The 21,567-nt window shown below is 66.0% G+C and carries 9 protein-coding genes; 5 read left to right on the top strand and 4 right to left on the bottom strand.

The window, feature by feature from the left end:
- Positions 1–51: 51 nt before the first annotated feature.
- Positions 52–1,110, bottom strand: a complete 1,059-nt coding sequence (aroG, locus tag AC56KW_RS00290) for a 3-deoxy-7-phosphoheptulonate synthase AroG (protein ID WP_497168736.1) — start codon at positions 1,108–1,110, stop codon at positions 52–54.
- A 493-nt stretch (positions 1,111–1,603) separates the two neighbouring features.
- Here aroG and AC56KW_RS00285 point away from each other — a divergent pair, with 493 nt between their 5' ends.
- Complete coding sequence (locus AC56KW_RS00285; RefSeq protein ID WP_497168735.1) at positions 1,604–4,477, top strand: TonB-dependent receptor; 2,874 nt, start codon at positions 1,604–1,606, stop codon at positions 4,475–4,477.
- A 192-nt stretch (positions 4,478–4,669) separates the two neighbouring features.
- Here the strand turns inward: AC56KW_RS00285 and tldD are convergent, their stop codons facing one another.
- The 3 genes from tldD to AC56KW_RS00270 form a co-directional block, all read right to left on the bottom strand.
- A complete protein-coding gene (gene tldD, locus AC56KW_RS00280) occupies positions 4,670–6,130 on the bottom strand; it encodes a metalloprotease TldD (RefSeq protein WP_497168734.1) in 1,461 nt (486 codons plus the stop codon).
- Between the two features lie 92 nt (positions 6,131–6,222).
- Positions 6,223–7,020, bottom strand: a complete 798-nt coding sequence (locus AC56KW_RS00275; RefSeq protein WP_497168733.1) for a carbon-nitrogen hydrolase family protein — start codon at positions 7,018–7,020, stop codon at positions 6,223–6,225.
- Position 7,021: 1 nt separating this feature from the next.
- Positions 7,022–11,215 carry a YhdP family protein gene (locus AC56KW_RS00270; protein WP_497168732.1) on the bottom strand — a complete coding sequence of 1,398 codons (4,194 nt, stop codon included), beginning with the start codon at positions 11,213–11,215 and terminating at the stop codon, positions 7,022–7,024.
- Between the two features lie 223 nt (positions 11,216–11,438).
- Between AC56KW_RS00270 and glnE the strand changes: the two genes are divergently transcribed.
- The 4 genes from glnE (at position 11,439) to map (ending at position 21,552) form a co-directional block, all read left to right on the top strand.
- Positions 11,439–14,156, top strand: coding sequence for a bifunctional [glutamate--ammonia ligase]-adenylyl-L-tyrosine phosphorylase/[glutamate--ammonia-ligase] adenylyltransferase (gene glnE, locus AC56KW_RS00265; RefSeq protein ID WP_497168731.1), 2,718 nt, complete (start codon positions 11,439–11,441; stop codon positions 14,154–14,156).
- A gap of 346 nt (positions 14,157–14,502) precedes the next feature.
- On the top strand, positions 14,503–17,376 hold the full coding sequence (locus tag AC56KW_RS00260) for a TonB-dependent receptor plug domain-containing protein (RefSeq protein WP_497168730.1): 2,874 nt from the start codon (positions 14,503–14,505) through the stop codon (positions 17,374–17,376).
- 343 nt (positions 17,377–17,719) lie between these two features.
- Positions 17,720–20,632: a TonB-dependent receptor domain-containing protein gene (locus tag AC56KW_RS00255; RefSeq protein WP_497168729.1), complete on the top strand. Its 2,913-nt coding sequence runs from the start codon at positions 17,720–17,722 to the stop codon at positions 20,630–20,632.
- Between the two features lie 155 nt (positions 20,633–20,787).
- Positions 20,788–21,552, top strand: a complete 765-nt coding sequence (gene map, locus AC56KW_RS00250) for a type I methionyl aminopeptidase (RefSeq protein WP_497168728.1) — start codon at positions 20,788–20,790, stop codon at positions 21,550–21,552.
- Positions 21,553–21,567: the final 15 nt, after the last annotated feature.

Below are 21,567 nucleotides of genomic sequence, written 5' to 3'. Positions count from 1 at the left end.
GCGCCCTTCTTCATTCAACTGATTCTTGTTGATCTGGCCCCACGGACCGGATCATTCCTGGCGCAGGCGGCGCTGGCGCACCGCTCCGGCCAAGCCTTCCAGCACGCCCACGCTGGTGTCCCAGTCGATGCAGCCGTCGGTCACCGACTGGCCGTAGGTCAATTCCTTGCCCGGGACCAGGTCCTGGCGGCCGGCCACCAGGTGCGATTCGATCATCACGCCGACGATACGGTCGTCGCCGCCCGCGATCTGCTGCGCGATATCGGCGCATACGGGCACCTGGTTCTCGGGCTTCTTCGAGCTGTTCGCATGCGAGGCGTCGATCATCAGGCGGCTGGCCAGGCCCAGCGCGGCGATCTGCTTGCAGGCCTCGTCGACGCTTGCCGCATCGTAGTTCGGCGTCTTGCCGCCGCGCAGGATGATGTGGCAATCCTCGTTGCCCGAGGTCGACACGATCGCCGAGTGGCCGCCCTTGGTCACCGACAGGAAGTGGTGTGGCTGCGAGGCGGCCTTGATCGCCTCGGTCGCGATCTTGATATTGCCGTCGGTGCCGTTCTTGAACCCGACCGGGCACGACAGGCCGGAAGCCAGCTCGCGGTGCACCTGTGATTCGGTGGTGCGGGCGCCGATCGCGCCCCAGCTGACCAGGTCGGCGATGTATTGCGGGCTGATCACGTCGAGGAATTCGGTGCCAGCCGGCAAGCCCATCTCGTTGATGTCGCGCAGCAGTTCGCGCGCCATGCGCAGGCCGTCGTTGATGCGGAAGCTGTTGTCCATGTACGGATCGTTGATCAGGCCCTTCCAGCCGACGGTGGTGCGCGGCTTCTCGAAATAGACGCGCATCACGATCTCGAGCTCGCCGGCGAAGCGCTGGCGTTCCTGTACCAGCCGGCGCGCGTACTCGAGCGCGGCCCTGGGATCGTGGATCGAGCACGGTCCGATCACCACCATCAGGCGGTCGTCCTGGCCGTGCAGGATGCGGTGCAGGTCGATGCGCGCGCCGGCCGCGGTCTGCTCGGCCTGCGGCGTCACCGGGAACTCGCGGATCAGATGCGAGGGCGGCGTCAGTTCCTTCATTTCACGGATGCGTAAATCGTCGGTACGGGGCATGCTGGGATTCCCTTTCGTGCTGTTCTATGCGGTATTCGTTCAGGACTGGAAATAAAAAAACCGCCATCGCTGGCGGTTTGTCTGGATGCTGCCGGGACGTTTACTCCGCGTGCCCGCCGCTACTCCACCGCCTGAGGCTGGAATGGCTAAAGTAAAAAAAGCGGGTAAAGAAAGCGTGGCGCATGGTGTCGTCCGTATTGGTCGAATTGACTATAACAACAAGGCGTGAACGTTGGCAAGCCTTTTGTCGCCGCTTGCAAGCTTGTACAGACAACAATCGGTTGCGACAAACAGACGTCGCCTTGCGGGCTTGGGTCGTACTTTGCGCTACATCAGCCTCGCCGATGCCACCAATGCAACAGTCGATTCAAGCCCGCCTGCCGCGCGGTTTGATTGTAGACATACACAGGCCCCAAGGAAATTGATCAGAATTAAGGATCAACCTTTCAAGCGCACGGCATCCGGATCATTTCACTCACTGGAGTGTCGAACCATGACTGAAACCCTGCTTTCCCGTTCCGTGCGCCGCCTGTTCGCGGGCGGCGGCGCCGCCGCCGCCGGCCTGGCGCTTGCCGGTCCCGTGCTGCTGGCGGTTGCCCACCCTGCCGCCGCGCAAGAAGCCGCTCCCGTGGCCCGGGTCGAGATCACCGGCTCGAACATCCGTCGCGCCCAAGCCGAGACCGCGTCCAGCGTGCTCACCGTGAATCGCAACGACATCGAGCGTTCAGGCAAGACCACGGTCGCCGAACTGCTGCAGACGCTGGCGGTCGACAACCAGGGCTCGGTACCGATGAGCTTTGGCAGCGGCTTCGCCTCCGGCGCTTCCGGCATCTCGCTACGCGGCCTGGGCACGGCCTCGACCCTGGTGCTGCTCAACGGCCGCCGCATGGCGCCCTACGGCCTGGCCGACGACGGCCAGAAGGTATTCGCCGACCTCAACGTGATCCCGACCGACGCCGTCGAGCGCATCGAGATCCTCAAGGACGGCGCCTCGGCCATCTACGGTTCCGACGCCATCGCCGGCGTGATCAACATCATCTTGCGCCGCAACTTCCAGGGCACCAGTGCGCGCGCCCTGATCGGAACCGGCGAGGCCGGCGACGGCCAGCAGCACAACCTGGCCCTGGCCTGGGGCATCGGCGACCTCGACACCGACCGCTACAATGTGCTGTTCAACGTCGAGTACAAGCACACGCAAGAAATCTGGTACCGCGACCGCGGCAACCGCGACTACATCGGCAAGGTCGACCTGCGGCCCTGGGGCTATTCGGCCCAGCAGGGTTTCGGCGGCACCGGCGCCATCACCGGCAACAACCAGTCCGGCAACGCCATCAACGGCAATGTGCGCAATCCCGCCACGCTCGACTACCACAACCGCGGCGACCTGGCCGGCCCCGGCTTCACCCGCACCTTCCCGGGCGCGGCCTGCGGCAACTTCACCAACCATCCGCAGGGCGATCCGGGCGGCGGCTGCGTGGTCGATTCGTCCTTCCTGTACAACCAGATCCAGCCCGACAGCGAATACCTGTCGCTCTACAGCCGCGGCACGCTCAAGCTGCAGGGCGAGACCGAGGCCTATGCCGAGCTCAATCTGTACAACAGCCTGGCACAATCCAGCACCACGCCGAACCCGCTTGCCGGCAGCGTCGGCTACCCTGGCGGCCCGGTCAGCAACGCCGGCGTCCAGTTCGGCGCCGAGCATCCCGACAACCCGTATTTCGGCAGCGCGGCGCGGCTGCGCTACCTGCCCTTCGACGTCGGCCCGCGCGAGTCCGACATCTCGTCGACCTTCATCCGCGCACTGTTCGGCGCGCGCGGTACCCACGGCGCCTGGGACTGGGATACCTCACTGCTGTATTCGCGCAGCAAGGTCGACAACGACCGGCGCGGCTACCTGCAGCGCGACGCCACCTTTGCCCTGCTCGACCCATCGCCCGCGAACGTGGCCGCGGCCCAGGCCAATCCCGGCTACCGCGCGCTGCCGCCCGGCGCCTATTGGCGCATCGCCGAGAATGCGGGCCTGAATTCACCGGCCGTGTATGCCGCCCTGTCGCCGACCATCGCGAACGACGCCGAGACCGAGATCGCGCAAATCGACTTCAAGGCCACGCGCGAGATCGGCAAGCTGGCAGGCGGGCCGGTGGGCGTGGCGCTGGGCCTGGAACACCGCCACGAATCGGCGCGCCTGGACCCGACCGCGGGCACCGAACGCGGCAACATCATCGGCCTGGGCTATTCGGCCTACGACGGCCAGCGCAACGTGACGGCGCTGTACGGCGAGGTGCTGGCCCCGGTGCTGCCCGGCGTCGAGCTCACCGGCGCCATGCGCTACGACCACTTCACCGACGTGGGCGACGCCTGGACGCCGAAGGTCGGCGTCAAGTGGAACCCGCGCCGCGAACTGGCGTTGCGCGCCACCTGGGCCAAGGGTTTCCGGGCGCCGAGCCCGGCCGAGAACGGCGTCGGCGGCCTGGCCGCCTTCTCGAATACCGACGACCCGGTGCGCTGCGCGCTGGGAGTCGAGGTCGCCTGCAGCCCGGCCTCGGTGGCGGTCATCACCTCGCCCAACCAGGACCTGAGCCCCGAGCGCTCGAAGAGCTGGAACGTGGGCGTGATCTGGGACCCGCTGCCGCGCACCAGCTTCTCGCTCGACTTCTGGCAGATCAGGCGCAAGAACGAGATCAACCAGGAACAGATCGACGCCGCGATCGACGCCGGCAACGTGGCGCGCGATCCGAGCACGGCGGTGCCGACGATCCCGGGCGACCCGGGCGCGATCACGGCGGTGCTGGCGCGCTACGTGAACTCGGCCGAGACCGAGGTACGCGGCATCGACCTCGATGCGCGCCAGAGCGTCGGCCTGCCGCGCGGCTGGGGCACGCTGACCTTCGACGCCAAGTACACCTACCTCGACAAATGGGAGCGCACCGAGCAGGACGGCACGACGCGCGACTACGCCGGCACCCATGGCAACTGCGACGTCAGCAATTGCATGGGCACGCCCGACCACAAGGTCAACCTGCGCGCGACCTGGGACCGCGAGAACTGGCGCCTGTCGGCCAACGTCAACTACCGCGGGCCGATCGACAACACCTTCTTCAAGGACGATCCCGACGGCTGCGCCAGCCACTTCGCCAATGGCATGGATGCGCCGACCGATTGCGAGCTGGCCTCGTTCACCACGGTCGACCTGGTGCTGCGCTGGAAACCGCAGCCACGCTGGGAAATCTATGGCTCGATCCAGAACGTGTTCGACAAGCAGGCGCCGCTCGATCCGCTGACGTATGGGGCGGTGTCGTACAACCCGCTGGATTACTACGGGGCGATCGGGCGGTACTTCACCTTGGGCGCGCGCTATTCTTACTGACCGGCTCCTGGAACGACGACGCCCGGCGCAAGGCCGGGCGTCGTGAGCGGCAGGCGACCTCGGTCACCGTCGCGAACGGCAGCAATGTCGGTCGAGAAGCGAGCCGTACGGGCGTACTGCGCGCATCGCAGACCTGCGCAGCCAGGCCGACAGTGCAACGCGCAGCAGGTTTGGCGGGGCCTCCGAAACGGATCAGGCCGTACCGCCCACCGTCACACCATCGATGCGCAGCGTCGGCTGGCCGACGCCCACCGGCACGCTCTGGCCCTCTTTACCGCACACGCCCACGCCCGAATCCAGGCGCATGTCGTTGCCGATCATCGAGATGCGGTTCATCACGTCCGGACCGTTGCCGATCAGGGTCGCGCCCTTTACCGGATAGGTGATCTTGCCGTCCTCGATCATATAGGCCTCGCTGGCCGAGAACACGAACTTGCCGTTGGTGATGTCGACCTGGCCGCCGCCGAAGTTCGCCGCGTACAGGCCGTTCTTGACCGAGGCAAGGATTTCTTGCGGGTCCTTGTCGCCGCCCAGCATATAGGTGTTGGTCATGCGTGGCATCGGCAGGTGGGCGAACGACTCGCGGCGCGCATTGCCCGTGATCGGCATCTTCATCAGGCGTGCATTCATCGTATCCTGGATATAGCCTTTCAGAATGCCGTCCTCGATCAGCGTGGTGCACTGCGTCGGGTTGCCCTCGTCGTCCATGTTCAGCGAACCACGGCGATCCTGCAACGTGCCGTCGTCGACCACGGTTACGCCCTTGGCCGCCACGCGCTGGCCGATCATGCCGGCATACGAGGACGAGCCTTTGCGGTTGAAGTCGCCTTCCAGGCCGTGGCCCACCGCTTCGTGCAGCAGCACGCCGGGCCAGCCCGGTCCCAGCACGATGGTCATCGGACCGGCCGGGGCCGGACGCGCCTCCAGGTTGACGCAGGCCGATTTCACGGCCTCGGTGGCGTAGCGGTCCAGCACTTCATCGCTGAAGTAAGCATAGTCGTAACGGCCGCCGCCGCCCGAGGAACCGACTTCGCGCCGGCCGTTCTGTTCGGCGATCACGGTCACCGACACGCGCACCAGCGGACGGATGTCGGCCGCCAGCACGCCGTCGCTGCGCACGACCAGCACCACGTCGTATTCGCCGGCCAGGCCGGCCATCACCTGCACCACGCGCGGATCTTTGGCGCGCGCCATTTTTTCAACGCGCTCGAGCAGTTTTACCTTGGCGGTCGCATCGAGCGAGGCCAACGGATCGTTGGGCAGGTATAGCGAACGGCCGCCGGTCGGCAGCGCGCTGCCGGCCACCTTGATGCGGCCGGCACCGGCGCGCGCGATGGTGCGGGTGGCCGAGGCGGCGTCCAGCAGCGCCTGTTCGGAAATCTCGTCGGAATAGGCGAACGCCGTCTTGTCGCCCGAGATGGCGCGCACGCCGACGCCCTGGTCGATCGAGAAGCTGCCGGTCTTGACGATGCCTTCTTCCAGGCTCCAGCCTTCGCTCTTGGTGAACTGGAAGTACAGGTCGGCGTAGTCGACCTTGTGCGTGAACATCGTCCCCAGCGCGCGCAGCAGCTTGCCCTCGTCGAGGCCGAATGGCGTCAACAGCACGTCGCGGGCGACGGCGATGGAGGAAAGGTTCGGTTCGAATGGAGTCATGGTTGCGTTCGGTATTTTCTGGGATAGGTCATTGTGCCATATCCAGTTCTTTCATACTGGACGCGCGCTTGGCGCGTCCAGGCGGCTTCGTCTTACATCTTGCGGTGACGCAATGCCGGCAAGCTTTCGCGCACGCCAGCCAGGAAGGCCGGGTCGAGTTCGCCAGTGATCACGCCCTCGCCTTCCGGCAGCAGCGCCTTGACCTCGCCCCATGGATCGACCAGCATGCTGTGGCCATAGGTGCGGCGGCCGTTGACGTGCATCCCGCCCTGGGCCGACGCCAGCACATAGCACTGGTTCTCGATCGCGCGGGCGCGCAGCAGCACTTCCCAGTGCGCGCGGCCGGTGGTGTGGGTGAAGGCGGCCGGCACGATGATGAGCGAACACTCGCCCATCGCGCGGTACAGCTCGGGGAAACGCAGGTCATAGCACACCGACAGGCCGACCCGACCGAAAGGCGCGTCGAACACGCCGACGGTCTCGCCCGGCACGATGGTGCGCGCCTCGTCGTAGGATTCCGTTCCCTTGTTGAAGCCGAACAGGTGGATCTTGTCGTAGCGGCTCATCGATTCGCCTTGCGGATCGTAGACCAGGGTCGTGTTGAGCACCTTGCCTTCGCTCGGGGACACCATCGGCAGCGTCCCGCCCACCAGCCAGATGCCGTGCTCGCGCGCCAGCTGCGCCATGCACTGCTGGATCGGGCCGCTGCCCGGCGCCTCGGCGTGCGCGACCTTGTCTGCGTCGCTCATGCCCATGATCGGCCAGTACTCGGGCAAGGCCACCAGCGTCGCGCCGCGGCCGGCGGCGGCGGCCACCAGGCGGCGCACGATGGCCAGGTTCTCGCTGACGTTCGGGGTGGATACCATCTGGATCGCGGCTACGGTCGTCATATCAGTCCTTCTTCGCTGGCGTTCTGGCGGCGGACGCCGCCGGGTTATCGATCTTGGTAATGATGGGCGCCTTCCACGGCCCCGTCACCTGCATTTCATAGGTCAGCGCCTTCATCACCGGTGCGCGCAGGAACAACTGGGCCAGGTAGCTTCCCAGGCCGATCACGGGATTGACCGCCAGGCCATATACCAGCGGCCCGGTGCCGAGGTTGAATTCCGGGATCACCACCACCCGCAGATTGGTCGATTCATTGGCGATATCGGCGCTGCCGCTCATCAGCACCGTGGCCGCCACCCCATGCATTTTAAGGTTGTCGGTGCGTACCACCCCGCGCGCGATCATGGCGTTGGCGCTGATGCCGTCGAAGGCCAGGCCTTCCGAGAACACGTCGTGGAAATCGAGCTTGAGCAGGCGCGGCAGCGCTTGCAGGCTGAGCACGCCGAGCAGCTTGGCGGCGCCCGGGTCCTGCTTGAGGAACTGGCCCGATTCCACGTTCATCTCGATCTGGCCCGACAGGCTCGGGATGTCCATCGCGTACGGCAGGCCGGCCCAGGACACGTCGCCGCGCAAGACGCCCTTGCCGCGTCCGATGGTGCCGGGGAAGCCCAGGCGGTCGAGCAGCTTGCCGGCGTCGTCGATGTCGAGCGCGAAGTTCAGGCTGGTATTGCTCTTGCCGTCCTTGGTCAGCCAGCGGCCGTTGGCCTTGAGCTGGCCGTCCGGATTGGCCAGGGCAATGCGGTCGATGCGCCATTCGCGGCCCGCCAGCGCGCGCACATTGCTGGCGCGCAGCTCCAGCCGACCCAGGGGCTTGTCGAACAGTTCGAACTGCTCGGCCACGATGTCGAGCGACGGGATGGTGGCGGTCGCTCCCTGGTTCGACTCCAGCAAGTCCTTGACCTCGGCCTCGGCCGATTCGGGGATCGTGAGCGAGGCCAGGCGCGCCGTCACCTTGCCCAGGCCGCTCGGGGTCTCGGCCCAGGTGAGGTAGCCGCTGGCCTGGCGCGAATGCAGGTTGGCCTGCCAGGTGTCGCGCAGGTGCGTGGCGCCGACCACCACGTCGGCCACGCGGCGCTCGCCGATCGTGAGCTCGCTGATGCGCCCGGCCAGCACGGTCGGCAGGATGTACTGGGTGAAGTCGGCGCCCGCGCCTGGCGCGCTGGCGCCCATGCCGCCCGGCGCCGCTGGCGCGCCGGCGGGCGCCCCGTCGCTGCCGGCGATGGCGCGACCGGCGGCCAGCCACTGGTCGATATTGAGCACCTTCGAATCGACGTGGATCATCATGCCTTCGTCGGGCAGCGGCGCCGGCACGTTGACGCCGATGCCTCCCTGGCTCACGCGCCATGGGCCCTTGCCCTGCTTTTCGCGCAGGTAGCGCGCCGACAGATTCGGGCCGACGCCGACGCGGATCTCGTCGCGCGCCAGGCCGGCCATGGTCGGGGCGCCTTCCAGCACGAAGCTCAGCGGCAGGCTGGCGTCGGCCACCTTGTTCAGCGGATGCGGCAATTCGACGCCGAGACCCGCCAGGGTGGAGTCGATCGCGATCGTGCGGCGACCCTCGCGCACCACGATCGTGCCGGTGTAGTGGGCGCTGCCCGACAGGCGTTCGGCCAGGCGACCCAGCGCCGGCGCCGGCGCGGTGCGGCGCATCCCCTCGGCCGACAACACGCCGTCGAGCAGCACGCGCGTGCTGCCGTCGCGCTGGGTGCCGCCGGCCACCATGACCGGCTCACCCAGGAAACTGGCCCTGATTCCTTCGAGCCCAAAGCCGTGGTCGTGGAAATCGATCCGGCCCTGGGCCGCCTGCAGGGTCGGCAGTTCGGGGAAGAGGCTGACGTCGTTGTTCTGCAGTTGCAGGCTGCCCTGCACTTTCGTGTCGTGCAGGTGCGAGAGCGGCATGCGCAGCGCGAGGCCCAGCTTCGCGCTGCCGCTGGCGCGCGTGTCTTCGGTAAAGTGGCCGATCCAGTCCAGCACCGGCGTGGCCGCCACATAGCGCAGCAATTCCTGCAGCGGTCCGGCGCCGCTGCCGTCGATCTCCAGCGCCATCTTCTCGTGGGCCGTCAGGTCGGGGATTACCGCCTTCACGTTCGACAGCGCCACGCCCAGCGTGCGCAGGGTCTTGCCGTTGATTTCCATGCGCGCGCGGTCGAACTCGATGCGGCCGTCGATCGCCTCGGCCAGCGGCCACAGTGGGGTACCGTCCGGATGGCGGTGGCCTGGCGCGTATTCGAGGCGCGCCTGTTCGAGCCGCCCCGCCACATTGAATTCGCCGCGTGCGCGCTCGGCCGCATGGGGGGCCGAATCCCCGGCATGGAACGGGAAGTGGGCCAGGTCGCCGCGCAGGCGCAGCGTAGCATCCCTCAAGCGCCCGCCCTGCAGCGCGCCGACCAGCCAGTCGTGCAGGCTGTGCGGGGTGGCCAGCGGCAGGTAGCGGCCGATCCGGTCGATCGCGAAGCCATCTAGTCTGCCCGTGAAATCGGCCGTGCCGGGGCCGTGACCGGGCGTGAGCGGCAGCACGTGGCGCCCCGAGATCTCACCCGTCAGCTCGCCCTGGCGGAAGCGCAGGTCGTCGACCTCGACCTGCAACTCCCTGCCCGGCTCGAACGTCCAGTTCGCCGCCAGGGCCAGCTGGTCGAAAGGCATGCGCGGCTCGGCGAACCAGGCCGGCATGAACAGCGCCAGCCCCTTCGATTCCAGCGCCACCTGGCCGCCGCGGTCGTTGGCGTCGATGTGGCCGCTCAAGTGCTCGAAGCCGGGCGTGCCGGGCCGCGCCGGCAGCGCCGGGATACCGCCCTGGGCGGGGCGCGCCGGACGCGCCGCGACCGCGTTCAGCGCAAGGTCGGCGACGTTGCCCCGGATGCGCCAGCCGCTCACGTTCGGATAGCGGCCATCCCACTCGGCGCTGACGTCCTGCAGCATGCCGCGCGGCGCATAGTCGGCCAGCAGCTGGCGCTGCACCGGCGTGATCGGCAGGTACTGGGCCAGCGCGGCCAGCGCGCCGATGTCGAGCTGGCGCGCGCGCAGGGCGCCGCGCTCGGGCTGGCCGCCCCTGGCCGGACGCCAGGTTTCTTCCAGCGTGGCCGGCGGCAGCGCGCGGCCGTCGCGCGCGACCACCGCGAAATTGTCGAGCCTGATCGTGTGGCCGTGGGCGCCGAAGGTCGGCTTGCCGTCGGCCGCGTCCGGCAGCATTTCCTCGCGCGCCGACAGGCGGCCGCTGACGCGCGCCAGCTGCAGGGGCGCGATGTCCTTGCCCAGGCGCGCATTCACGCCGGCCAGGGCGAGGTCCGCCGTGAAACCGGCCAGGCGCGCCTGGTCGAAGCTGACCCAGGCGCGCAGCGAGCCGCGGCCGCGCTCGAGCTGGATCGGGTAGTCGACGAAGCGCTTCCAGGCGCCGAGGTCGACGTCGCGCAGGTCGGCATACAGCTCGCCCTTCCAGCGCCGCATGTCCGACGGCCGTTCGCCGAAGCGGTGGCGGAACTGCGCGCGCACGTCGATCGGGCTGCCCAGCGTGCGCGGCGGCGTGGCCTGCAGGGCGAAGTGGTGGCTGCCCCAGCGATTCAATAGCGCCAGCGTCACGCCCTCCAGCGCCAAAGGCGGCGTGCCGCGCAGCTGGTCGGTCCAGTCGACCCGGCCGTCGCGGATCACGATCTCGCGCTGGCGGAACAGCCAGTCGGCGCCACCGCCCTCGCTCTTGCTCGGATCGAGCCGGATGCCGGCGACCTCGATCACGCCGTCGAGCCCGCGCCGCACGGCCAGCCGCGGCGCCACGATCTCGAGCGAGGCGAAGCGCGGCTCGAACGCGGCCACGCTCCACCAGCCCAGGGTCGCCTCGACCTGGGGCAGCGCCAGCACCTCGCGCCCTTCGCGGTCGTGCAGGCGCACCTCGGCCAGCGACAGCGCCGGCCGCACGCCGTGCCAGGAAGCAGCCAGGCGCGCGATGGTGACCCGGCTGCCGAGGGCGTTGCCGGCCACGCGCTCGATGTCGCTTTTATACAGGTCAATATTCGGGAGGATGGCGTAGCGCAGCACCAGGAACAGCACGGCGAGCGAGAAATACACCAGCAGTACGAGCTTGATGGTGAAGCCCAGCACGTGGTGCGATGCCAGGTTCGCGACCCGATAGGCCGCACGCAGCCGCCGCCAGCGCACGGCAAGCGGCGATGCCGCAGTGGGCGCCTGCGGATCCGGGTTGTGCATCAAGGTGCTAATAACAAAGGCTCGCCGTAAATTTAACTCTTGAATAAAACAGGTCGCTTGCAACAGTCGCGGCGTCTACCTTACCATCGGTGCAACCCCGGGCATCGATGGCCCAACCAGGCCCAGGTCGCGGACGACGCGTGGCCATGCCCATGCAGCGGGCCATTCTACCGCATCGCAAATGAACCCGACCTTAAAACGCCCTCATCTACCAGGATCGACGATGACCCCACCTTCCCCCGCCTGCGCTTCGCGCTTTGTCCAGCGCTGGCTCGACGCCGCGCCGGAGCGGACCGCACAATTGGCCGAATTGTCATCATTATCGCTGGGGTGCGCCGATTTCCGCGCGCTGTTGGAGGTTGAACTGGGCAAGGGGCTGCCGCTCGAACGCGCCATGCGCCGCGTGCGCAACCTGCTGGTGTCGGCCATCGTGGCGCGCGACCTGGGCGGCCAGGCCGGGCTCGACGAAGTGGTCACGGCCATGACGGCGTTCGCCGACTTCGCGATCCAGACCCATGTCGCCAGCCTCACCGCCGAGCTGGTGGCCAGCCACGGCATGCCCACCGGCGAGGAATCCGGCCGGGCGCAGCACCTGATGGTGCTGGCCATGGGCAAGCAGGGTGGCGGCGAACTGAATGTGTCGTCGGACATCGACCTGATCTTCGTCTATCCCGAAGACGGCGAGACCGCGGCCGGCCCCGGCCAGCGACAGTTGTCGAACCACGAGTTCTTCGTGCGCCTGGGACGGCGCCTGAACGCGGCCCTGTCCGAGGTGATCGAGGACGGCTTCACGTTCCGCGTCGACATGGCGCTGCGGCCCAACGGCAAGTCGGGTCCGCTGGCGGCCAGCCTCGGCATGGTCGAGGAATACCTGATCGTCCAGGGCCGCGAATGGGAACGCTATGCCTGGGTCAAGGCGCGCGCCGTCACCGGCGAGCCCGAGGATATCGCCGCGCTCGACGCCATCGTGCGGCCTTTCGTGTTCCGGCGCTACCTCGACTTCGGCGTGATCGACGCGATCCGCAATATGCACGCCCAGATCCGCGCCGAAGTGAAACGCCAGGAGCGCCTGCATCCCGAACGCAGCCACAACGTCAAGCTGGGCCGCGGCGGCATCCGCGAGATCGAGTTCCTGGCCCAGGTGTTCCAGCTGATCCGGGGCGGGCGCGACCCGGCCCTGCGCGAGCGCTCGACCCGCAAGACCCTGGGTCTGCTGGCCGAGCGCGAGCTGCTGCCGCAAGAGACGGTCGAGCGCCTGCTGCACGCCTACACATTCCTGCGCAATCTCGAGCACCGGGTGCAATACCTGGAAGACGCCCAGACCCATACCCTGCCGGTGGGCGAGGAAGACCGGCTCGCGGTGGCGCGCATGATGGGCTACGCCGACGAAGCCGCGCTGCTGCACGCGCTGGACGAACAGCGGCGTTATGTGGCCCAGCAGTTCGACGCCATCTTCGCCGACAAGGAAAAACCGGACGACGACCCCGACGCCCCCGCGCTGGCCGACGAGCTGGACAACCTGGACGCGGTCGCCGCCCGCCTCGCCGCGCTCGGCTTCGACGACGCCCGCACGGCGGGCAGCCGCCTGGCCGCCACCCTGCAAGGGCCGCGCCTGGCCAGCCTGCCGGACGCCAGCCGGGGCAGGCTGCTGGCGCTGGTGGACGCCGCCCTGCCCCTGGTCGCGACCGTGGTGCGCGAAGCGGGGATCGGGAGCCACGCCGCCACCCTGGGCTGCCTGCTCGACCTGTTCGAGGCGATCGCGCGCCGCTCGGCCTACCTGTCCCTGCTGACGGAATACCCGCACACGCTCGAGCGCGTGATCCGCATGATCAACGCCAGCGGCTGGTCCGCGACCTTCCTCACCCAGCACCCGATCCTGCTCGACGAACTGCTGGACGACCGCAACGCCGGCGCCGGCGACCTGGCGCAACTGGCCCTGCTGCTCGACGAACACCTGCTTGAAGCGGCCGGCGACACCGAGCGCCAGCTCGACATCCTGCGCGAAGCCCACCACGCCCAGCTGTTTCGCCTGCTCGCCCTGGACCTGGCCGGAGAATTGTCGGTCGAACACCTGGCCGACCATCTGTCGGCCCTGGCGGACATGATCGTCGGCGCCGTGGTCAGGCACGCCTGGCGCACGGTGAACGGGCGGCACCGCGAGGAGCCGTCGTTCGCCGTCATCGCCTACGGCAAGCTGGGCGGCAAGGAGCTGGGCTATGTCTCCGACCTCGACGTCATCTTCCTGTACGACGACGACGACCAGGACGCGCCGCCGCTGTATGCGCGCTTGGCCCAGCGCTTCATCACCTGGATGACGGCCCATACCGCGGCCGGCATCCTGTTCGACGTCGACATCGCCCTGCGCCCGGACGGCGCCAGCGGCATGCTGGTCTCGTCCGTCGCCGCCTTCGAGCGCTACCAGAACGACGCCGCCTGGCTGTGGGAACACCAGGCCTTGACCCGGGCCCGCTTCTGCGCCGGCGAACCCGGCATCGGCGCACGCTTCGAGGCGATCCGCGAACAGGTGCTGCGCAAGGACCGCAGCGCGCAAGAGCCCCGGCTGCGCGAAGAGGTGGTGCGCATGCGCGAACGCATGCGTAACGCCAACATCAACCGTAGCACGCAGTTCGACCTCAAGCACGACCTGGGCGGCATGATCGACATCGAGTTCATCGTGCAATACCTGGTGCTGCGCCATGCGGCAAGCTATCCGCAGCTGACGGCGAATGCCGGCAATATCGCCCTGCTGCGCCGCTGCGGCGACTTGGGCCTGATCGACGCCGGATTGGCCGCCCGCGTCGCCGACGCCTACCGCGCCATGCGCAAGCTGCAGCACAGCGTGCGCCTGCAAGGCCACGACAAGACCCGGGTCGAACCGAGCCTGGTCGACCACCATCCCGACAGCGTGCTAGCGCTGTGGCAAGCCTGTTTCGGCGCTTGACGCTTACTCCAGACTCCTCGTTCTCACCGTATTTATTCCATGCGCACCACCCCGGTGCGCATGCACGTCCCATGTGCAGATGCCATGGGCTGGCAGGCATTCTTGCACCCAAAAAGAACGTCTTTACTGCTGACTTTTTAGTCAGTTAATTTCTTTTTGTGAACTGTTGTTTTTGCCACAAAAACAGCCTGCCAGCGCGTTGACACTGGTCAACACCGAATGGTTTTATATAGATGTGTATGCACAACGGAACACCCGTTACCCACGGGCATCCGCATGCGCACGGGTTGCAATTATTAATCATAAAAAGTCGTTTCACCCCCGTGGAACGCAGGATGGAGAGCACATGCAACAACGAACGAAGATCGCATTGGCCGTCGCCCTCGCGCTGCCTTCACTGAGCGCCATCGCGCAGGAGGCACTGCAACGCGTCGAGGTTACCGGTTCCCGTATTCGCCAGGTCGACCTCGAGACCGCGCAGCCGGTCCAGGTGATGAGCCAGGAACAGATCCAGAAGAGCGGCCTGGTCACCGTCGGTGACATCATCAACAGCATGTCCTCGGCGGGCGTTCCGGCGTTCAGCAAGGGCACCGCGCTGGGCGCGGGCCGTGAACAGGGCGGCCAGTTCCTCGACATGCGCAACCTCGGCTCGCAGCGCCTGCTGGTGCTGGTCGACGGCAAGCGCTGGAGCCAGTCGGTCAACGGCTATACCGACATGTCGACCATCCCGTCGGCACTGATCGAACGGGTCGAGATCCTGAAGGATGGCGCCTCGTCGATCTACGGTTCGGACGCGATCTCGGGCGTGGTCAACATCATCCTGAAGAAAACCATGCAGGGTGGCCAGGCCAGTGTGTACCACGGTCAGAACGAAAAGAACGACGGCAAGACCAAGGATTATTCGCTCGCCTACGGCGCCGGTGACGACAAGGCGTCGCTGCTGTTCGGCCTGACCTACACCGAGCAGGGCCCGGTCTGGGCCAAGACGCGCGACATCACCGCGACCTCGAATGGTCCTGATCGTCCGAACTCGGCACTGGGCAGCGGCCCATGGGGCCGTATCCGCCAGGTCAGCGCGACCGGCGGCCCGACCGGCTTCGACCAGGTCCTGAACCACACCGGCGCCCAACAGGGTGATGGCGTGGGCGCCGACTCGCGCAATCCGGCCAATTACCACCCGTTCACCAATGCACCGGCCGATCTGTTCAACTCGACCAGCCAGATGCACTTCCTGACCCCGAGCAAGCTGACCTCGATCTTCGTCAAGGGCGAAGTCGCGCTGCCGTGGAATATGAACTTCAAGACCACCGCGATGTACGCCGACCGCCAGTCGAACCGTACGGTCGCGGGCTATCCGTTGAGCTCGACGGCCCAGGCCGCGTTCCCGGTGTATGTCGACAAGGCCAGCTACTACAATCCGTACGGCAACTCGGTGGCCGGCGCCGGCAACGGGCAAGACCTGTTCTTCTACCGCCGCACGATCGACGTGCCGCGCGTGACCGACAACAACAACCGCACCCTGCACATCGACGCCGTGCTGGAAGGCGAATTCGCGATCGCCACCAATCCATGGAACTGGAGTGTCGGCTACAACCACAGCAGGGTCGACGGCGCCGTGCGCGGCTACGGTGACCTCAACCTGCTGAACCTGAAAAAAGCGCTCGGCCCATCGTTCATGAACGCCTCGGGCGTCGTGCAGTGCGGCACCCCGGCAGCACCGATCGGCCTTGCCGCCTGCGTGCCGTTCAACATCCTGGGCGGCCCATCGGCCTCGACCCAGGAAGCGCTGGATTACGTGATGTCGACCGCCCAGGCGACCTACAGCTCGGTCGTCAACAGCGCCACCGCCGATATCACCGGCGAACTGTTCCAGCTGCCAGCCGGCGGCCTGGGCGTCGCGGCCGGTATCGAGCACCGCGAAGTGCGCGGCAACGACGTGCCGGGCCAGTTCGAGCAGTCGGGCTATTCGTCCAGCCTGGCCGGTAACGCGACCTATGGCCGCTACACCGTGCGCGAAGCCTACCTGGAAGCCAATGTGCCGCTGCTGAAAGGCGTGCCGTTCGCTGAGCTGCTGAGCCTGAACGCGGCGACCCGTTACTCGGACTACTCGAACTTCGGTTCGACCACCAACAGCAAGTTCAGCTTCATGTGGAAACCGGTGCGCGACGTGCTGGCCCGCGGTACCTACGCCGAAGGCTTCCGCTCGCCGACCCTGGGCGACACCTTCGGCGGCGGCTCGCAGACCTTCGCCAGCTACCTCGACGTGTGCGACAGCGCCTTCGGCGAAGCGTCGCGCAATGCGACCGTTGCAGCCCGCTGCGCGGCCGCCGGCGTCCCGGCCGGTTTCCGCCAGAAGAACCAGACCGGCGCCAATGTGAGCGCAACCGGTGCCCAGACGCCGTTCCCGTTCACGACCGGCGCCGGCAATGCCTTCCTGGAGCCGGAATCGGCCAAGACCCGCACCCTGGGCCTGGTCATCAGCCCGGCGAGCGTGCCGGGCCTGTCGGTGTCCGTGGACTGGTTCAACATCCGGATCGAGAACCTGATCACCGGTGTCTCGGCGACCGATACCCTGGAAGAGTGCTACGTCAACAACGTGCAGAATTTCTGCTCGCTGATCAAGCGTGACGTGACCGGCCAGGTGGTTGACCTGCAGATCGGCAATACCAACCGCGGCAAGGTCGAGACCGAAGGTGTCGACGTGGCGATCAACTACCGTCTGCCACGCACCCGCTTCGGCCAGTTCGGCATCCGTAGCGAAACGACCTACACCGATTCGTACAAGCAGCAATCGACCCTGGACACCGAATGGGTCGAATATGCCGGCGAATATGATATCTTCCGGGTGAAGTCGAACACCTCGCTGGACTGGAGCCTGGGCAACTGGAGCGCCACCCTGACCGCGCGCTTCTACAGCAGCCAGAAGAACCGTTGCTGGACCACCAACCCGGCCGTCCAGTGCTCGGATCCGACCGCATCGACCAGCTGGGGTACCGGCTATAACCGCCACGGCGAGCTCTGGTACGGCGACCTGTCGGTCGGTTACGCCCTGCCGTGGAATGCGAAGATCCTGCTTGGCGCGAACAATGTGTTCGACAAGAAACCGGAGATCAACTACAGCGCAGCATCCTCGACCGGTGGCAACTCGTCGTCGTCGGCGGTGTCGCCCGAACTGCCGATCGACCGCTTCTTCTACGTGCGCTATAACCAGTCGTTCTAAGTTTCAAGTTTCAATTTCAAGTTTCAAGCAATTTAATTGCTCAAAAAACCCGTCCGGCGCAAGCCGGGCGGGTTTTTTTTCGTATTGCCAAATTTAGATCAATAATTGACTGGGTAGTCAACAACTTGTAAAATTATCAATGAGTAAATACACATTTCCGCAACACATTCGTCGCACATGCGTATATGCATTGACAGTCGACTACCCCAAATGTTTTTATTGCTGACTTGAAAACTCGTTAAACCACTCAGTTGGCGTTTTTCAGGTAGTCGCTTCGCGACATTTTCGGTGGCAGTGCCCTTCCCATGGTGCCGCCGCGTTTTCACCCCTAGGAGTTTGCAACATGATGGAAACACTCTTGTCCCGGTCGGTCCGCGCGATCTGCCTCGGCGGTATGACCCTCGGCATGACCGCAGCGGTCGCACAGGAAGCTTCGCAGCCGCAAAACCTGCAGCGCGTCGAAGTGACCGGTTCCCGTATCCGCCAAGTCGACCTGGAAACCGCTCAGCCAATCCAGATCATGAACCAGGAACAGATCCAGAAATCTGGCCTGGTCACCGTCGGCGACGTCCTGAACAACCTGTCGTCGGCCGGCGCGCCGGACTTCAGCCGTTCGGGCTCGCTGACCTCGAACAGCGAAATCGGCGGCCAGTACGTCAGCCTGCGCAACCTGGGCGCGAATCGCCTGCTGGTGCTGGTTGACGGCAAGCGCTGGACCCAGTCCGTGGACGGTTACACCGACCTGTCGACCATCCCGGCATCGATGATCGAACGCATGGAAATCCTGAAGGATGGCGCTTCGTCGATCTACGGCTCGGACGCGATCGCAGGCGTGGTCAACATCATCCTGAAGCGCAATATGCAGGGCGGCGAACTGTCCCTGTACACCGGCCAGAACGAAAAGAACGACGGCAAGAACAAGGACTTCTCGCTGAGCTACGGCGCAGGCGACGACAAGGCCTCGCTGATGTTCGGCCTGTCGCACACCGAGCAAGGCGTCGTGTGGCCATCGACCCGCGCCATCTCCGCGACCACCTACGGTCCCGACATGCCGACCGACGGCCTCGGCGCCGGTCCATGGGGCCGCATTACCCCGGTCAACCCTGCCACTGGCGGTGCGCTGACCAACCCGGCCCAGGGCGGCTTCAACCGCTACCTGAACCAGTCGGGCAGCTGGGACGGCAGGGGCGTCGGCACCGACGCGCGCAACCCGGCCAACTACCACGACTACGTGGGCGCCAACGAAGACAAGTACAACTCGACGCAGGACATGAACCTGCTGATCCCAAGCAAGCTCGACACCCTGTTCGTCAAGGGCGAGATCGCGCTGCCGAAGGACATGCGCTTCAAGACCACCGCGATGTACTCGCAGCGCAAGGCGACCCAGCAGGCCGCCGGCTATCCGCTGCAGTCGACCTCGCAGGCCAACTTCCCGGTCTACATCGACAAGGATAGCTACTACAACCCGTACGGCAATTCGGTGGCTGGCGCCGGCCTTGGCCAGGACCTGTACTTCCAGCGTCGTACCATCGAGATCCCGCGTATCACCGAGATCGAGAACAACACGCTGCACATCGACGCTACCCTGGAAGGTGAATTCACCGTCAAGGACCTGGCGTGGAACTGGGATATCGGCTACAACCATAACAAGGTTTCGGGCTCGAAATTCGGTACCGGCAACATCAACCTGCTGAACCTGAAGCGCGCCCTGGGCCCATCGTTCATGAACGCATCGGGCGTCGTCCAGTGCGGCACCCCTGACGCGCCGATCGGCCTGTCGTCGTGCACGCCGTTCAACATCCTGGGCGGCCCATCGGCTTCGACCCCGGAAGCGCTGGCCTACGTCAACTCGACCGCGCAATCGACCTACGGCTCGACCATCAACAGCGCCACCGCCAACATCGCGGGTGAACTGTTCCAGCTGCCAGCCGGCGCGCTGGGCGTGGCAGTCGGCTTCGAGCACCGTGAAGTCAAGGGCTCGGACGTTCCCGGCCAATTCGAACAGTCGGGCTACTCGACCGAACTGGCAGGCGACCCGACCTACGGCCGCTACACCGTGCGCGAAGCGTTCGCTGAAGTGAACATCCCGGTCCTGAAGGACATGCCGTTCGCAGAACTGCTGAGCTTCAACCTGGCAACCCGCCACTCGGACTACAGCAACTTCGGCGTGACCAACAACAGCAAGGCCAGCTTCATGTACAAGCCGCACAAGGACGTGCTGGTACGTGGTACCTGGGCTGAAGGCTTCCGTGCACCGACCCTGGGTGATACCTTCGGCGGCGGCACCCAGACCTTCGACACCTTCCTGGACCCATGCGACACCCGCTTCGGCGAGGCAGCGCGCAACCCGGCAGTCCAGGCACGTTGCGTGGCAGCGGGCACCAATGCCAACTACCGCCAGCTGCAACAGGCAGGCACCCCGATCGCCGGCAGCGGCGGCACGCAGTCGCTGGTGGCGTTCAATGCCGGCGCAGGCAATGCCTTCCTGACCCCGGAAACGGCGACCACCAAGACCATCGGCTTCGTGTACAGCCCATCGTACGTGCAAGGCCTGACCGTCGGCTTCGACTGGTACAACATCGCCATCGAAAACCGTATCACCGGCATCAGCGCAAGCTATGTGGCCAACCAGTGCTACATCGAGAACGATCCTAACTTCTGCAGCGTGATCCGTCGTGACCAGACCACCGGTCAGATCACCACCCTGGCGCGCGGCAACGCCAACCTGGGCGAGATGGAAACCGAAGGCCTGGACATGTCGATCTCGTATCGCCTGCCACGCACCGCCTACGGCCAGTTCAGCGTGCGTAACGAAACCTCGTACGTCGACAAGTTCCGTACCCGCAGCGGTACCGGCGAGTGGAACAACTACGCTGGCGAGTACTTCTACAACCGCGTGAAGTCGAACACCAACCTCGACTGGAACCTGGGCAACTGGAGCGCCACCTGGGGCTTCCGTTACTACAGCCCGGTCAAGGACCAGTGCTGGGATCCGGAAGACACCACCCTGTGCACGCTGCCTGACTACGACAGCCCAAGCTGGGGCACCGGCGCCCGCAAACTGGGTTCGGTCGTCATTCATGACCTGAGCGTTGGTTACAAGACCTCGTGGAACGGCCGTATCCTGGCTGGTATCAACAACATCTTCGACAAGTCGCCACGCATCGTGTACGTGACCCAGGCTAGCTCGTCGTCGGTCGACGCCGACACGTCGCTGGACCGCTTCTTCTACGTCCGCTACAACCAGTCGTTCTAATGGTTCGGGGCCGCCAGGCCCTGTCCTGAGGACATGACCGAATGCCCGCCCGGCTGCGCCGCGCGGGCATTTTTACTGGTGCTTCCCTACGCTGCCGCCCCCGACGGGGTATCATGGCGGTTTGCCCGCGCCACGCGCCGCTGAACCATCACCGTATGACCATCAAACTCAAGAACGACAAGGACATCGCCAAGATGCGCATCGCCGGCCGCCTGGCCGCCGAAGTCCTGGCAATGATCAAGGAATACGTCGTCCCCGGCGTCTCCACCAAAGAACTCGACCGCCGCTGCCACGACTACATCCGCAAGGTGCAGAAGGCTACGCCGGCCAACGTCGGCTACCACGGCTTTCCCAAGACCCTGTGCACCTCGATCAACGGCGTCGTCTGCCACGGCATTCCCAGCGAGAAGGACGTGCTGAACGACGGCGACATCGTCAACATCGACGTCACCGTGATCAAGGACGGCTGGCACGGCGACACCAGCCGCATGTACTTCGCCGGCACGCCGCGTCCTGAAGCGCAGAAACTGGTCGATACGACCTATGCGGCGATGATGGCCGGCATCCGCGCCGTGCGTCCCGGCGCGCGCCTGGGCGACGTCGGCCACGCGATCCAGAAGCTGGCCGAAGGCGCCGGCTATTCGGTGGTGCGCGACTATTGCGGCCACGGCATCGGCCGCGTCTACCACGAAGAGCCGCAGGTGCTGCACTATGGCCGCCCGAATACCGGACTGCTGCTGAAGGAAGGCATGACCTTCACGGTCGAGCCCATGATCAATATTGGCCAGGAAGACGTGATCCAGCTGGACGACGGCTGGACCGTCATGACGCGCGACGGCTCGCTCTCCGCGCAGTGGGAGCACATGATCGTGGTGACCAGGAACGGTTTCGAGATCCTGACGCCCTGGCCGGACGCCTAGATCGCGGCTGCACCG

It is taken from the genome of Telluria sp. RT2P19 (assembly GCF_059685725.1).
Note: the sequence above shows the minus strand (reverse complement) of the source record. Positions and strands in the feature narration are given on the sequence as shown.